This window comes from Acinetobacter sp. RG5, assembly GCF_031844265.1.
GTDB lineage: Bacteria > Pseudomonadota > Gammaproteobacteria > Pseudomonadales > Moraxellaceae > Acinetobacter.
In genome coordinates, this window is sequence record NZ_JAUZUV010000001.1 from 420452 (window position 1) to 434462 (window position 14011).

Annotated in this window: 15 protein-coding genes; 8 read left to right on the forward strand and 7 right to left on the reverse strand. The window is 41.7% G+C overall.

What is annotated here, in order from left to right:
• Positions 1 to 2: 2 nt before the first annotated feature.
• Positions 3 to 560 carry a 16S rRNA (guanine(966)-N(2))-methyltransferase RsmD gene (gene rsmD / locus Q9R21_RS02080; RefSeq protein ID WP_004279484.1) on the forward strand — a complete coding sequence of 186 codons (558 nt, stop codon included), beginning with the start codon at positions 3 to 5 and terminating at the stop codon, positions 558 to 560.
• Between the two features lie 87 nt (positions 561 to 647).
• Here rsmD and Q9R21_RS02085 read toward each other — a convergent pair whose 3' ends face one another.
• On the reverse strand, positions 648 to 860 hold the full coding sequence (locus tag Q9R21_RS02085; protein ID WP_004646324.1) for a hypothetical protein: 213 nt from the start codon (positions 858 to 860) through the stop codon (positions 648 to 650).
• 246 nt (positions 861 to 1106) lie between these two features.
• On the opposite strand from Q9R21_RS02085, the gene Q9R21_RS02090 reads away from it, so the two are divergent.
• From Q9R21_RS02090 to Q9R21_RS02100, 3 genes are all read left to right on the forward strand, one after another.
• Positions 1107 to 1841 (forward strand): sulfite exporter TauE/SafE family protein, encoded by a 735-nt coding sequence (locus Q9R21_RS02090; RefSeq protein ID WP_311203622.1) that lies wholly within the window; start codon positions 1107 to 1109, stop codon positions 1839 to 1841.
• Positions 1842 to 1939: 98 nt separating this feature from the next.
• Positions 1940 to 2701, forward strand: coding sequence for a 3-oxoacyl-ACP reductase (locus tag Q9R21_RS02095; RefSeq protein ID WP_311203623.1), 762 nt, complete (start codon positions 1940 to 1942; stop codon positions 2699 to 2701).
• Between the two features lie 134 nt (positions 2702 to 2835).
• Positions 2836 to 3162: a hypothetical protein gene (locus Q9R21_RS02100; RefSeq protein WP_311203624.1), complete on the forward strand. Its 327-nt coding sequence runs from the start codon at positions 2836 to 2838 to the stop codon at positions 3160 to 3162.
• Positions 3163 to 3233: 71 nt separating this feature from the next.
• Here Q9R21_RS02100 and Q9R21_RS02105 read toward each other — a convergent pair whose 3' ends face one another.
• Positions 3234 to 3782 (reverse strand): 1-acyl-sn-glycerol-3-phosphate acyltransferase, encoded by a 549-nt coding sequence (locus Q9R21_RS02105; RefSeq protein WP_195726075.1) that lies wholly within the window; start codon positions 3780 to 3782, stop codon positions 3234 to 3236.
• 363 nt (positions 3783 to 4145) lie between these two features.
• On the opposite strand from Q9R21_RS02105, the gene Q9R21_RS02110 reads away from it, so the two are divergent.
• Positions 4146 to 5309: a hypothetical protein gene (locus Q9R21_RS02110; RefSeq protein ID WP_311203625.1), complete on the forward strand. Its 1164-nt coding sequence runs from the start codon at positions 4146 to 4148 to the stop codon at positions 5307 to 5309.
• A gap of 38 nt (positions 5310 to 5347) precedes the next feature.
• On the opposite strand, the gene Q9R21_RS02115 is transcribed toward Q9R21_RS02110, so the two are convergent.
• The gene (locus Q9R21_RS02115; RefSeq protein ID WP_005246939.1) at positions 5348 to 6502 is read right to left on the reverse strand and encodes a LuxR C-terminal-related transcriptional regulator; all 1155 of its coding nucleotides are present in this window, start codon (positions 6500 to 6502) and stop codon (positions 5348 to 5350) included.
• A gap of 227 nt (positions 6503 to 6729) precedes the next feature.
• Here Q9R21_RS02115 and Q9R21_RS02120 point away from each other — a divergent pair, with 227 nt between their 5' ends.
• Entirely contained in the window at positions 6730 to 7224 is a 495-nt protein-coding gene (locus Q9R21_RS02120; RefSeq protein WP_005246940.1) for a copper resistance protein NlpE, read from the forward strand.
• A gap of 66 nt (positions 7225 to 7290) precedes the next feature.
• On the opposite strand, the gene groL is transcribed toward Q9R21_RS02120, so the two are convergent.
• From groL to Q9R21_RS02140, 4 genes are all read right to left on the reverse strand, one after another.
• Positions 7291 to 8925, reverse strand: a complete 1635-nt coding sequence (gene groL / locus Q9R21_RS02125; RefSeq protein WP_004279474.1) for a chaperonin GroEL — start codon at positions 8923 to 8925, stop codon at positions 7291 to 7293.
• 69 nt (positions 8926 to 8994) lie between these two features.
• A complete protein-coding gene (groES, locus tag Q9R21_RS02130) occupies positions 8995 to 9285 on the reverse strand; it encodes a co-chaperone GroES (RefSeq protein ID WP_004646315.1) in 291 nt (96 codons plus the stop codon).
• A gap of 168 nt (positions 9286 to 9453) precedes the next feature.
• Complete coding sequence (locus Q9R21_RS02135; protein WP_004646314.1) at positions 9454 to 10230, reverse strand: metallophosphoesterase; 777 nt, start codon at positions 10228 to 10230, stop codon at positions 9454 to 9456.
• The gene (locus Q9R21_RS02140) at positions 10211 to 11149 is read right to left on the reverse strand and encodes a diacylglycerol kinase family protein (protein WP_034438446.1); all 939 of its coding nucleotides are present in this window, start codon (positions 11147 to 11149) and stop codon (positions 10211 to 10213) included. The genes Q9R21_RS02135 and Q9R21_RS02140 overlap by 20 nt, the downstream gene beginning before the upstream one ends.
• Positions 11150 to 11566: 417 nt before the next feature.
• Between Q9R21_RS02140 and Q9R21_RS02145 the strand changes: the two genes are divergently transcribed.
• Together Q9R21_RS02145 and Q9R21_RS02150 are read left to right on the forward strand one after the other, a co-directional pair.
• On the forward strand, positions 11567 to 13396 hold the full coding sequence (locus Q9R21_RS02145; protein WP_311203626.1) for a phosphoenolpyruvate carboxykinase (GTP): 1830 nt from the start codon (positions 11567 to 11569) through the stop codon (positions 13394 to 13396).
• A 134-nt stretch (positions 13397 to 13530) separates the two neighbouring features.
• On the forward strand, positions 13531 to 13953 hold the full coding sequence (locus Q9R21_RS02150; RefSeq protein ID WP_004646311.1) for a hypothetical protein: 423 nt from the start codon (positions 13531 to 13533) through the stop codon (positions 13951 to 13953).
• Positions 13954 to 14011 lie beyond the last annotated feature (58 nt).

Sequence of the window (14011 nt, forward strand, 5' to 3'; positions counted from 1 at the left end):
AGATGAAAAACCAGCTTCGAATTATTGGTGGTGACTGGAAACGCCGCCAACTGCCTTTTGCCAGCATTGAGGGTTTGCGCCCGACGCCTGACCGTGTTCGGGAAACACTGTTTAATTGGCTGATGTGGGATGTACAAAATGCCCAGGTGTTGGATATTTGTGCCGGTTCTGGGGCATTGGCGTTTGAGGCATTATCGCGTGGTGCTGCATCAGTGGTGATGATTGAGCCGGATCGTACTCAGGCACAATTTCTGACCCAAAATCTGGAACTTTTAAAAGTCACCAAAGCACGTGCACAATTAAAAGTGGCTACGGCGCAGCAAGCTTTGTCTACCCTTCAGGCACAGTTTGATCTGGTTTTTCTAGATCCGCCATATAGCCTGGATTTATGGGAAGAACTAGCGCTAAAGGCAGATCCTCTGATCAAGGACAATGCCTATATTTATGTAGAAGCAGATCGTGATTTACAATTACTTAAATTACCGTCCTCATGGCGTTTAATTAAAAATACCAAAGCCGGTACAGTTCGTGCGGGGCTTTATCAAAAAAGTATTTCTTGATTTAAATTGTTTTGAAGAGCCATTAAAAAAGGATTCCTCAGTGGAATCCTTTTTGTCATTGTAGTCAGTCAAATTTAAAGACTGTGATTAACGATCACGGCGCCAGTCGCGGTTATCTCGGTCACGTTTCCAATCCCGATGATCTTTATGGTCCTTATTTTTCCAGTCATGATTTCTGTGGTCTCGATCATAATGTCCATTACGATCTCTGTTGCCACGATAATCATCATCCCAAGGATCAACCACACAACCGGTTAATGACACAGCCAATACAGAAAGTAATATCACTTTTTTCATCATGTCCATCACCTCTTACTGCACTCTGTCAGTATCAGGCGAGTTCATGGAGAGTGAACGGAGCCATTGTTGCACTCTTGTAGAGATTTATGCATGTTTTATGCATGGCCGTAAACCTCTTTTTTCTTAATTAGCATTCATGCTTTTATGAGAATTTGAACTTTCATTTGCATAAATCCAGCTAAATGGAAGCTTGGCTTTTGTTTAAATCTTGAGAATACTGCTGCCTTTGCTTATGACCTGATCTTTATGACTTGGCTGTTATTTATTCTTGGTGCAATGGTCGCAGGTTTTGTCCAGGGGCTGACCGGCTTTGCCTTTGCCCTGATCGCCATGTCTTTCTGGGTCTGGGTGCTGCCTCCGCAACTGGCCGCACCCTTGCTGGTATTTGCCTCGATCTGGAGTCATGTGATTTCACTCAATCAGGAACAAAAGCAGTCGGTTTTATCTAGACAGTTGGTGCTGCCTTATCTGATTGCTGGTCTGATTGGCGTGCCGCTGGGTACTTATCTGTTGCAGATCATTCAAGCAGATACCTTTAAGATGATCTTGGGATTTTTTCTGGTACTGTGGTGTCCGGTGATGCTATTCAATCCGCAATTCAAAACAATTCAGCATTCAGGAAAATTGACTGATAGCTGCATCGGTTTTATTGGCGGAATTTTAGGAGGACTGGGCGGTTTTTGCGGTGCCATTCCTTCGGCCTGGGTGATGTTAAAACAATTACCCAAAACCCAGCAGCGCTATATTTTACGGCACTTTAATTTTGCAATTCAGCTTTTCACGCTGGGTACTTATGTATGGCAAGGCCTGATCAATCAAAGCCATTTACCCTATATGGCCTTGCTGATTGTTTTTGTGAGTATTCCGGCAATTTTAGGCGCAAAACTATTTTATAAAATTTCGGAATTACTGTTCAAACGCATGATCTTAAGTTTACTCTTTAGTGCAGGCTGTTTTCTATTAGCGTCCCAATTCATTTAAACACAAGATCAAGCCGAGTCTGTCTTCCCCGCTAAAGCTTGAATCCGTTGAAATAACTGCTATGTTAAGGCCAATCTTTGTAAATATAGATCATCATTATGCAGATTCGTGATCAGATTGTTCTTGTTACTGGTGGTGCACGTGGTTTGGGTTTAGCCATTACTCAGGCTTTACTGGCTGAGGGCGCGCGCGTGGTCGTCAATTATCATAGCAGTCAGCAGCAAGCTGAACAGCTGGCCCAGCAGTATCCTGAACAGGTATTTATTTATCAGGCAGATGTGACCCAAGCTGATCAGGTACGTGCTTTATTTGCCGCGGCTAAAACCCATTTCGGGGAAGCGATTCATGCTGTAGTCAATAACGCACTGATTCAATTTGAATTTAATGGCGATGCACGCCCTAAAGTAGACACGCTGACTTGGGACATGTTGCAACGGCAATTTAGCGGTGCTGTACAGGCTGCCTTAAATACCACGCAGGCCGCTCTGGATGATATGAAACAGGCAGGCTTCGGCCGGATCGTAAATATTGGTACAAACCTAGTGCAAAATCCGGTGGTTCCTTATCATGACTATACCGCCGCCAAAGCAGCATTATTGGCCTTTACCCGCACCACGGCGCAGGATTTGGGGCAATATGGCATTAATGTGAATATGCTCTCTGGAGGTCTGTTACAAACGACCGATGCCAGCAAGGCCACACCTGACTTTGTTTTTGACCTGATTGCTCAATCGACACCTTTACGCCGCGTGATTACACCCGAAGAATTCGCTGCTGTAATCCTGATGTTTTTGTCACCTTATTCACGTGCCATCACAGGACAAAACCTGATTGTAGATGGTGGCTTGGTTAAAGGTTAGATGTTTAGAGAATGAACCTGGATTTTCAAATTCTGTTGTTCTATTTTTTAACCATTTGGTAGATTAAAAAGGTTTTGTGACTGGGTTTTACTTCTACAATAGTGCGCTCCCATAAAACCTTTAGTCTACTTTCCATGAAATTTATCACGACATTGCTCAGTACCTTGCTACTGGCAGGTTGTATGTCCAGCGATTTGAAAAAGTCCGAACAATTACTGCAAAATTTCCATTGTGCCAAGGTAGATACCGCCCAAATGCCACATAACAGTATGACCGACTATTATCAGCAGATGTTGTATAGCAGCAAATCAAAGGTCGAATCTTATATCAAGCAATATCATCAGGGTGAAGAGCTGTTTGACCTGCCACTGCATGAAGTAGTAGAACAGCAATATGATCTTTATAAAGATGCCTGCCAAAATCTGGGTGGAATTTTACCCGCTTCTGAAAATGCATCTTAAGTCTGTCAATCTTCATAATGATTAGGCAATAAAAAAGCAGGAGAATTTTCCTGCTTTTTTTCAACTCAATTTTAATTCTGATAATAGCGCTGATCTACACTAAAGCATTCAGGGAATTTTGGTTGAATCTCTGCATAAAATGCCATGATTTCTGCCATATCTTTTTCATAATCCCCTGTCGGATAAACGATTTTACCTACGCCAGTTTTCTTCTTGGCATAGTCCATATAGGCCAATGCAATCGGCACACCGGCACTAATCGCTACATGATAAAAACCTGTCTTCCACTGTTCCTGTTTGGCACGAGTTGCTTCTGGCGTGACCAGCATGACCAGTTTAGGATGAGTCTTGAATAAGTCTGTCATCAGCTGAACCATGCTCGGACGAGGCTCACCCGGCTGTTTAGGACGGCGATCGATCCCGATACCGCCCATAGCACGCACAAAAGGTCCAAATGGCAATTTCATATAACTGTCTTTAATGGTTAAGCGAACATTCACACCTAATGCTTTTAAGGCCAGTCGCGCATACAGTGCATCCCAATTACTGGTATGAGGAGCAGCAATCATGACACATTGGTCTAAATCTAGGGGCCAATGGTTATCAATTTCCCAACCCATCAGCCTCAGGCTTTGTTCTGCTAACTTCTCAAACACGTCACGCACCAATTCTATTCAAAATTGCGCGAATTTTAGCAACCTCGGCAAATATAGATAGTGCTCTATGATCAATAAATAAACAGTTAATCTATATTTGTATAATTAGAATTTTTAAATGAATAGTTGATTATTTTTGCCACCTTTCAACTTATCTCATACATCAATTTACGGATAGTTAAGATTGCTTCCCAATACAAATAGGAATTTCTTTCTAATTTAAAGGATTCATGCATTAAAAAGCTCTTAACCTCCTCATTTTGGGATATGGCAAATATAAGGGTCTTTTTATACTGAATCCACATTATAAATTTCAGGAAGATTCTAATGAAAAAGACTTTACTTTGTATTGCTTTAGCAGGGTTACTTAGTGCCTGTGGTGGTTCGGATGATAACTCAAGTACACCTCCAACAAGTAATATTGGAACCCAGACCGGGGTACTAACGGATGCTGTGATTGCTGGGGTACGCTATGTCACAAGTAGTGGTGCTACAGGTTTTACCAATGACGATGGTGAATTTAACTTCAATGAAGGAGAAACGGTTAAATTCTATATTGGTGATGTTCAACTCGGGGATGAAATTGAAGCAAAAGAACGTGTTACCCCTTTGGATTTAGCTGAGACTGAAAATGCTCGCCTTAACTTACTGGTATTTTTACAATCCTTAGATGGAGATGATAACGATGACAAACTTCAAATTAGTACGGCCACTACAGATGCCTTAAAAAATCAGAGTATCAATTTTGACCAACCTTATAATGACTTTAAAAATGAAGCTATTGTCAAAACAGTAATTCCTGAAGAAAAGTTAGTGAATGAAGAGGATGCTAAAGCACACTTCCAAGCGACCTTCTACAAAGATATTGCCGGCACTTGGGAGATTAACCGTACCGATAACACTGCTGTGTTGATTCACATTCTGGAAGATGGACGCTATGCACTAGGTGAAGCAGAAGCCAAAGAGGAGAGTGGTCAAGCAGGCATTGAAATGGGCCGCTTAAAATGGAATGCAACAACAACCGTGATTGAACCGGAAATCCTACATGACACCAATGGTGAATGGGGACTTTCACATCCTGCCGAGAATAAACCTTATTCTTTAAACTTTAATGGAACTCAATTAATTCTTACTGAACCAGGCGTTAGTACTGAATACCGTTTAAATCGAGTTAAGCAGTCTAATAGTCTCGTCGGCACGTGGCGACTTAATGAAACACATCTATTTGCTTTCTTTGATAACAACTATTATTTCTTCCTAGACACTGAAGGTGGAGATGACTGTGGTTGGCCAGGGATTGAATATGGCAAATATACATTGTCAGCAAATACTCTCACCACAACCGAGGTATTATTCGATACCAACGAGTGTGGTGGATTACAAGATAGTTCAAATGGCAGTAAGACAATTGCAAGCATCAATATATCTAACAACAATCTTATCTTACATCCGCAAGGTGAAGATCCTGTAACTTTACAACGTGTTAAATAACCCATATAAACCGGCTTGAATATGAAATTCAGGCCGGTTTAATCAATATGTTCAAATTGAATGGTACAGCCCATCAATAAATGCATCAGTTCGATTTGCGAACAACATTGGGTTTTTTCATAAATATTTTTAAAATATGTCCGTACCGAACTCAACGTAATGCCACACTGTTCTGCAATATCTTCTATTTTATAACCATTAATTAACAACTCGCATAAATCAAACTCTCGTTTGGAAAGCTGGTAACACTGTTGTAGGTAAGCTCTTGACAGGGAGTAATGCTGATTTTTATCTGTCATAAATAAGGCAATCTGATGCTGAGCAGACTGTAAATGCTGCATATTTCTTAATTTTTTAAATGGCACCACCGTCAGCATAAATTGCGAGCCTGCCCCATCACTCAACGCCAAGACTCCACCCACCTCAGTCTGAATGGTCGTATCTTCCAGCAAAGCACTTTCTAATAGCTGATCAAAACGTATCTGCTGAGCATAATTGGTTTTTAGACGGTTATGTATATCCAGATCCAGACATGAACTTTGATCAAGCATCTTTTGCGCAACAGGATTGGAATAACTTAAACACAGGTTTTGATCGAGCAGTACAATTCCGGTTTTTAAACTATCCAATACGGTATACAAGCTTAAATTATCTTGCTGAATCAAGTTGATTTGCCGGTGAATTTGCAAAGCCCGGCGTAAATGAATACTGATACGTCTTAGAAAATCCAGCTCAACTTGTTCAAAAGGCTGCACCTCAGGAGCACGATGAATACCCAGTACCGCCCAACGATAATTTCCCCGATCCAGCAATACCCCTGCCAGATAAGATACACCGCCAGGCTTTAAACACTTCTCATAGAAAACATAGTGATCCGTACCCGGCTGTTCTGCATAGTGCTGACAGTTATGACTCAATGCATCGCCCATCTCGATCGCATTCCATAATGGCATATGCAATTTCATATCAATCACTCTGATACGCTCATCTTGATAAGCAGCCAGACTTTCACTCGGGATATTGTGCGTGTAAACAAAATCATAGCCTGGATTAAGCTGATCCAGACCGGTAAAAATTGCACTCTTACTTTTAGTATAGCTCACGATATCTTTGATCACGTCCAGCCACAAAGATGGCAATACAGCAGCATCATAAATTTTTGCAATCAGATTATTTTCTTGTTCTAATTTCATTATCCCCTCCGCATTATCATTATTTTCTAATCATAGCGTTCAGAATTGGTTAACGAAACAGCATAAAGTGACTTTAAATTTGGCTAAAAATTCTTAAATCCTGCTCACTTATCAATAACTTTGGCCTGATTCACCTAATGAATCAAACTTTAACAAGATTGCCCTATTTATCTGTACTGACTACTTTTAATGTAATTCATAACAAATAATTTAATAGGGTCAAAACAATGAAAAAATTAACGCTTACTGCTGCGATAGCAGTCGTTATTGCAGGAGCTTTAACCGCCTGTTCAAAGCCCAATGATAATGAGCCGATGAATAATAATGCTCAATCCAGCCCAGCCATGATGGAGCAAAATAAAGCGGATACCAGTGTGACCCGTGCGGATAGCGCAGAAACCTCACTAGATTGGGCAGGTGAATACGAGGGTGTTTTTCCTTGTGCTGACTGTGAAGGAATTAAGGTCGAGCTAGATCTCAATCCGGATAAAACCTATGAGCTAAATGAAGAATATTTAGGTAAAGGCGGAAATAATGAGACCGAAACTAAAGGCAGTTTCAGTTTTGACCCTCAAGATCCTTCAATCATCACATTAGATAATAAAGCTGAAAATCGTAAATTCTTTGTCGGTGAAAATTTTGTTGAAGCACGCGAGATGAAATCAGGTAAAAAAATCGACAGTAATTTAAATTATAAATTAGTTAAAAAGTCCGCATCATAATTTTGTAAACGCATAAAAAAATCCCCGCTATTGCGGGGATTTTTTATGAAATGCTCGGATGATGAATTACATCATGCCGCCCATGCCGCCCATGCCGCCCATATCAGGCATTGCAGGTTTGTCTTCTGGGATTTCAGTGATCATGCATTCAGTGGTCAGCATCAAGCCAGCAACAGAAGCCGCGTGCTCAAGTGCAGAACGCGTTACTTTAGCAGGGTCAAGAATACCCATTTCCAGCATATCGCCATATTCGCCAGTTGCAGCATTATAACCGAAGTTACCTTCGCCATTCTTCACAGCGTTGATCACTACAGAAGGCTCATCACCTGCGTTAGATACGATTTGACGAAGTGGTGCTTCAATCGCGCGGCGAAGAATGTTGATACCTACGTTTTGGTCATCATTCGCGCCTGTTACACCTTCAAGTGCAGATGCAGCACGTACCAGTGCAACACCACCACCCGCAACAACACCTTCTTCAACCGCAGCGCGAGTCGCATGAAGCGCGTCGTCTACACGGTCTTTTTTCTCTTTCATTGCAACTTCAGTTGCAGCACCGATTTTGATGACAGCAACACCGCCAGCAAGTTTCGCTACACGCTCTTGAAGTTTTTCTTTGTCATATTCTGAAGTAGATTCTTCGATCTGTGCACGGATTTGCTGTACACGGTCAGCGATTTGGCCAGCATTACCAGCACCATCTACAATTACAGTATTTTCTTTAGATACAGTTACTTTATGTGCTGTACCCAAGTGATCAAGCGTCGTTTGATCCAGCTGCATGCCGATTTCTTCAGAAATCACAGTACCGCCAGTCAAGATCGCGATGTCTTGAAGCATAGCTTTACGACGATCACCAAAACCAGGTGCTTTCACCGCACATACTTTGATAATACCGCGCATGTTGTTGACAACAAGCGTCGCAAGCGCTTCGCCTTCAACATCTTCAGAAATGATTAAAAGCGGTTTGCCAGTTTTAGCAACAGCTTCAAGTACTGTAATCAATTCACGAATATTGCTGATTTTTTTATCAACAAGAAGAATGAATGGATTTTCAAGTTCAGCTGTTAAAGTATCTTGCTTGTTCGCGAAGTACGGAGAAATATAACCGCGGTCGAACTGCATGCCTTCAACTACGTCAAGCGAATCTTCGAAGCCTGAACCTTCTTCAACCGTGATCACGCCTTCTTTGCCCACTTTTTCCATTGCTTGCGCAATCAGCTGACCTACAGTCGTATCAGAGTTAGCAGAGATCGAACCTACTTGTTCAATCGCTTTAGAGTCTGATGCTGGTTTTGCAGTTGCCTTGATGTTTTCAACTACAGAACGTACCGCAATATCGATACCGCGTTTCAAGTCCATTGGGTTCATACCCGCTGTTACTGACTTGATGCCTTCATTCAAAATTGCTTGTGCCAATACAGTTGCAGTCGTTGTACCATCACCTGCGATATCGTTAGTTTTTGAAGAAACTTCACGAACCAGTTGAGCACCCATGTTCTCGAACTTGTCTTTCAGCGTAATTTCTTTGGCAACAGTGACACCATCTTTAGTGATGTGCGGTGCACCAAAAGAACGGTCGATAACAACGTTACGGCCCTTAGGACCCAAAGTAACCTTTACTGCATCTGCAAGGGTGTTTACACCAGCAATCATTTTTGAACGAGCTGAATCACCAAATTTTACGTCTTTAGCTGACATATTTGACTCCGAATATTGTTGTATCTTTACAAAATCTGATTTGGAACGAATAAAACTTTTTAGCGCAGATTAAGCTTCTAATACCGCTAAAATGTCAGATTCTTTCATGATTAAAAGCTCTTCGCCGTTTACTTTTACAGTAGTACCTGCATAAGTACCGAACAATACTTTGTCGCCAACTTTTACGTCTAACGCGCGTACGCCATTGTCAGTGATTTGACCATTACCAACTGCAATGATTTCACCTTGAGCAGGTTTTTCAGCAGCCGAACCTGGAAGTAAAATGCCCCCAGCTGTTTTAGTTTCTTCTTCAACACGACGAATAACAACGCGGTCATGTAATGGACGAATGTTGCTCATAAATAACTCCATCAGACTAAGTCTTTTTTAGGTCACTGATGACGACTTAATTATTCCATGGGTCATCATCAAAAATTTTTGATGTCACTTTTATGGAGATGGAATAAAACGCTTCAAGGGCAAAAATGAAAAAAAATTGGTTTTTTTTAACGAATCATAGGTTTTCGTCTATTTATTCGGCAGATCAGCCTTCAACATAAAGGCTTGTGCCACTTCATCGAATAAATATTGAGAAATTTTTCCTGTGGCATCAATCAGATTAAAGCTGTTCGGTTCATCTTTATGTAGACGATTTGACGCAGAAGTCCCTGCATGTACATCATATACAGGATGATCCATCCCCAATCCGAACATCTGATTCAAATCATAAATCGCCGGTTGATGCAGATGCCCATGCAACACCGCAAACAGACCATGCTCTGCCCAGGCCTCTAAAGCAATTTTGGCCATCAATGGGCTGTCCTTGAAACCGCGCTTATTTTGAAAAGGCACATAAAAAGGCTGATGGCTGACAATGATTTTTAATTTGGACGCAGGTGCCTGCGCCAGCGTCAGGTCAATACGCTGAATCTGCTCAAGGGATAAATGCCCTTTGGTATGATATCGACGTCGGATCGAATTCACCCCAATCAGATAAAAATTTTCAGTTTCAAATATTGGCTCCAATTCACCAAAAAAAATCTGGTAACGGGTAAATGGATTGAAAAGCCGATTCCACAAATGATAGAGCGGAATATCATGATTCCCCGGGATCACCATATAAGGCGTATTGAGCTGATCTAAAAATTTTTTGCAGGCAAAGAATTGACCCAAACGTGCGCGCTGAGTCAGGTCACCACTGATGACGACGGCTTCAAGTGGATGGGTCTGACAGAAATGCCGAATCGCTTCTAAACACTCCGGCTTCTCTGTTCCAAAATGCAGATCAGACAGATGCAGGATCATGTGGCACCATTACGTTTAGGCTATCTTTTAATACAGAAATATTGAGTGGCGGGGCCATTTCCACAATTTCCCCATCAATCGCTACCATCAGTTTCTTGGCTCGGGATTCGATTCGAACTTGATCGGCTGCAAAACTATAAACATCCGATGCCTGGTCAATCTTGCCACGAATCAGCTGATACACTAGCTTAAATAAAGTAAGCTTATCACTTTTAGAAACTACAACTCCCGCCACTTTGCCTTTTTCAGCCGCTTCTGCAATGCGCATTTTCATATCCGCCAGTTGCAAGGGATTATTGCCAAAAAAAATCAGTGGTGTTTTTACCGGATATTTCTTTTGATCCACCCAGATTTTTAGTTTTAATTCTTTACGGTCGCGAATTAAAACATCCAGTGCAGAAGTATAGGCATGTAGCGGTAAGCGACCAAAAATACGATTATAGTCTTCACGTTTTTTAATAAATAAAGGATATAGACCTAAACTGGCATTATTCAGATAAATTTCCTGATTGATCCGGGCAACATTCATACGTTGTGGCTGTCCTGTCGCAATCACTTTTGCCGCTTCAAGCAAATCCAGCGGAATCCCCAATAATCTCGCCACATAGTTAAAAGTCCCTAAAGGCAAAATACCGACAGGAATTTGCGTATTCAACACATGTTTGGCGACTGTATTTAAAGTGCCATCTCCGCCTGCCGCAACGATGATTCCTGACTCGCTAGATGCCAAATGCTGTTCAAGCACCTCAACCATAATTTTATCAAATTGCTGTGAATCATTGATTTCATAAGCTTTAGTTTGATAACCCTGCGCTGAAAATATATCGATCAGCTGTTCATAAATGCCTTCTGGCCCCTGTATGCGAAAACCAGCTTTATGATTAAAAATCAGCGATAAGGGTTTAGATTGATTAGACATTTTTCGCGCAATTTCATTGAAGCCTATTGGCATTTTGTCCAATTCATAGACAATTAACAGTGGCTTTATGTAAAATTCAAATGGCAACCATTTATTTAATCAATAATGAATATTAGAGATCTTATAAAATTAAGATAATGATTTTAATATTAATTTTTAAAATAAATACCACTCATCATTTAAATAAATAGAATCAATAATTCAAATATTTAGTTTTATCTTGTTGTTTTACTTATATTTATAAATAAAATAGCATTATATTCCAAAAGAAATCTAGCACTTCTTTGGTCTTATTTTTTTTATCATTTTATGCTTTAATACAGCCACTTTTTTTCATATTTCATCTGGGCGATATTTTTTATTGCTCGGATTGTACTTTGTACATCTAATTTGTACACATTTGAGATAGGCCTCACCATGACCCAAGTGAACGCACCAGAATTCGTTCGTCACCCTAAGCTTATTGCTTGGGTGGAAGAGATTGCTAAATTAACAAAACCAGCAAAAATTGAATGGTGTGACGGTAGCGCAGAAGAATATCAACGTTATATCGACTTGATGATCGCTAACGGCACAATGCAAGCGCTGAATCAAGAAACTCATCCTGGTTCTTATCTTGCAAATTCTGATCCTTCTGACGTAGCACGTGTTGAAGATCGTACTTACATCTGTTCTGAAAACAAAGACGATGCTGGCGCGACCAACAACTGGGAAGCACCTGCTGTCATGCGCGAAAAATTGAACGATTTATTTGACGGTTCAATGGCAGGTCGTACACTTTATGTGGTTCCATTCTCAATGGGTCCATTGGGTTCTCATATCGCTCATATCGGTATCGAGTTAACTGACTCTCCTTACGTTGCAGTAAGCATGTCTAAAATGGCTCGTATGGGTAAAGCTGTTTATGACGTTCTTGGTACTGACGGTGAATACGTTCCTTGCGTACACACTGTAGGTGCTCCGCTTGCGAACGGCGAAAAAGATGTTGCATGGCCTTGCAACAAAGAAAAATACATCGTGCATTACCCAGAAACTCGTGAGATCTGGTCTTATGGTTCTGGTTATGGCGGTAACGCATTGTTGGGTAAAAAATGCCTGGCATTACGTATTGCATCATTTATGGGTCGTCAACAAGGCTGGTTAGCTGAACACATGCTGATCCTTGGCGTGACCAATCCACAAGGCGAAAAACACTACATCGCAGCTGCATTCCCATCTGCATGTGGTAAAACAAACTTCGCTATGTTGATTCCACCAGCAGGCTATGAAGGCTGGAAGATTGAAACTGTAGGTGACGATATTGCTTGGATCAAACCAGGTGAAGACGGTCGCTTATATGCAATCAACCCTGAAGCTGGCTTCTTCGGTGTAGCGCCTGGTACCAACACCAAGACCAACCCGAACTGTATGGCAACCATGCACAAAGACGTGATTTATACAAACGTCGCTGTGACTGACAACGGTGAAGTATGGTGGGAAGGTCTGACTAAAGAAGCGCCTGCCAACCTGACTAACTGGAAAGGTCAACCACACACTGGCGAAGAAAAAGCAGCGCATCCAAATGCTCGTTTCACAGTTGCAGCTGGTCAATGCCCTTCTATTGACGCTGACTGGGAAAATCCAGCTGGCGTGCCAATTTCTGCGTTCATCTTCGGTGGTCGCCGTGCAGACACTGTGCCTCTAATTTCAGAAGCATTTGACTGGGTTGACGGTGTTTACAAAGCTGCAACGATGGGCTCTGAAACAACTGCTGCTGCTGTTGGTCAACAAGGTGTTGTTCGTCGTGACCCGTTCGCGATGCTTCCATTCGCGGGCTACAACATGGCAGATTACTTCACGCACTGGTTAGAAATGGGTGAGCAAGTGGGTGCGAAAGCTGCTGCTGCTGGCAACAAACTTCCAGGTATCTACAACGTGAACTGGTTCCGTCGTGATGCTGAAGGCAACTTCGTATGGCCTGGTTTCGGTCAAAACATGCGTGTTCTTGAGTGGATCATTGACCGTTGTGAAGGTCGTGCTGATGCTGTTGAAACACCAATCGGCCTAGTTCCTACTTACGAACAGCTGAACTGGACTGGTTCTGACTTCACTAAAGAACAGTTTGACCTAGTAACTTCTCAAGACAAAGATCAATGGATCAAAGAGCTTGAAAGCCATACTGAATTGTTCGATAAGTTAGGTGAGCGTTTACCGGAAGCGTTAAAAACTCGTCAAGCAGAACTTATTGCTGCGGTTAAATCTGCTTAATTGCTGATTTAATTAAAAAAGGTCGCGTAAGCGGCCTTTTTTATTGGCTGTTTAAACAATTGATCACAATTGACCAGAGCAGCAGTTTAAGCAAAATATGGCATACTTAAGCCAAGACTTCAGGAACTATAAATATGAAAAGAACAACAGTAATTTTGGCTATGGCTGCGAGCAGTTTCGTACTGAGTGCATGTCAGACCACACCCCATCAATTCAATGGACAAAGTGGCTATGAAATTCTGGAACGTTCAGGCAATACAGCAACCTTGAGCTACACCCTCTCAGGACGACCAAGCCAGGATGAAAATCGCTTGCAAGCCGCTTGCAGACACGTATTAGGAAATTCCAAAACTTACAACATCCAGATTTTAAGCACCAATGAAATTTCCAATCCAACTGCGGAACAGGAAAACTATGGCCGCCAACTGGGTAATAGCCGCACGCAAATCAGCTTGAGCAATACGCCTGATTTACATAATAGCGAGAACCCGGGTGCACGCGAAGCTTTAGAAGCCCGCCCTACGACCATGCGGGTTATTCGTTATACCTGTTCTTAATATCTGATACTTAGTTACTTAATCAGAGTAAGACAATCAAAAAGGGCCTAGTGCCCTT

Bases quoted from the DNA above. Each gene is read 5' to 3' on its own strand.
- rsmD (WP_004279484.1), top strand. From the start codon at position 3: ATGAAAAACCAGCTTCGAATTATTGGTGGTGACTGGAAACGCCGCCAA.
- Q9R21_RS02085 (WP_004646324.1), bottom strand. From the start codon at position 860: ATGATGAAAAAAGTGATATTACTTTCTGTATTGGCTGTGTCATTAACC.
- Q9R21_RS02090 (WP_311203622.1), top strand. From the start codon at position 1,107: ATGACTTGGCTGTTATTTATTCTTGGTGCAATGGTCGCAGGTTTTGTC.
- Q9R21_RS02095 (WP_311203623.1), top strand. From the start codon at position 1,940: ATGCAGATTCGTGATCAGATTGTTCTTGTTACTGGTGGTGCACGTGGT.
- Q9R21_RS02100 (WP_311203624.1), top strand. From the start codon at position 2,836: ATGAAATTTATCACGACATTGCTCAGTACCTTGCTACTGGCAGGTTGT.
- Q9R21_RS02105 (WP_195726075.1), bottom strand. From the start codon at position 3,782: ATGGGTTGGGAAATTGATAACCATTGGCCCCTAGATTTAGACCAATGT.
- Q9R21_RS02110 (WP_311203625.1), top strand. From the start codon at position 4,146: ATGAAAAAGACTTTACTTTGTATTGCTTTAGCAGGGTTACTTAGTGCC.
- Q9R21_RS02115 (WP_005246939.1), bottom strand. From the start codon at position 6,502: ATGAAATTAGAACAAGAAAATAATCTGATTGCAAAAATTTATGATGCT.
- Q9R21_RS02120 (WP_005246940.1), top strand. From the start codon at position 6,730: ATGAAAAAATTAACGCTTACTGCTGCGATAGCAGTCGTTATTGCAGGA.
- groL (WP_004279474.1), bottom strand. From the start codon at position 8,925: ATGTCAGCTAAAGACGTAAAATTTGGTGATTCAGCTCGTTCAAAAATG.
- groES (WP_004646315.1), bottom strand. From the start codon at position 9,285: ATGAGCAACATTCGTCCATTACATGACCGCGTTGTTATTCGTCGTGTT.
- Q9R21_RS02135 (WP_004646314.1), bottom strand. From the start codon at position 10,230: ATGATCCTGCATCTGTCTGATCTGCATTTTGGAACAGAGAAGCCGGAG.
- Q9R21_RS02140 (WP_034438446.1), bottom strand. From the start codon at position 11,149: ATGTCTAATCAATCTAAACCCTTATCGCTGATTTTTAATCATAAAGCT.
- Q9R21_RS02145 (WP_311203626.1), top strand. From the start codon at position 11,567: ATGACCCAAGTGAACGCACCAGAATTCGTTCGTCACCCTAAGCTTATT.
- Q9R21_RS02150 (WP_004646311.1), top strand. From the start codon at position 13,531: ATGAAAAGAACAACAGTAATTTTGGCTATGGCTGCGAGCAGTTTCGTA.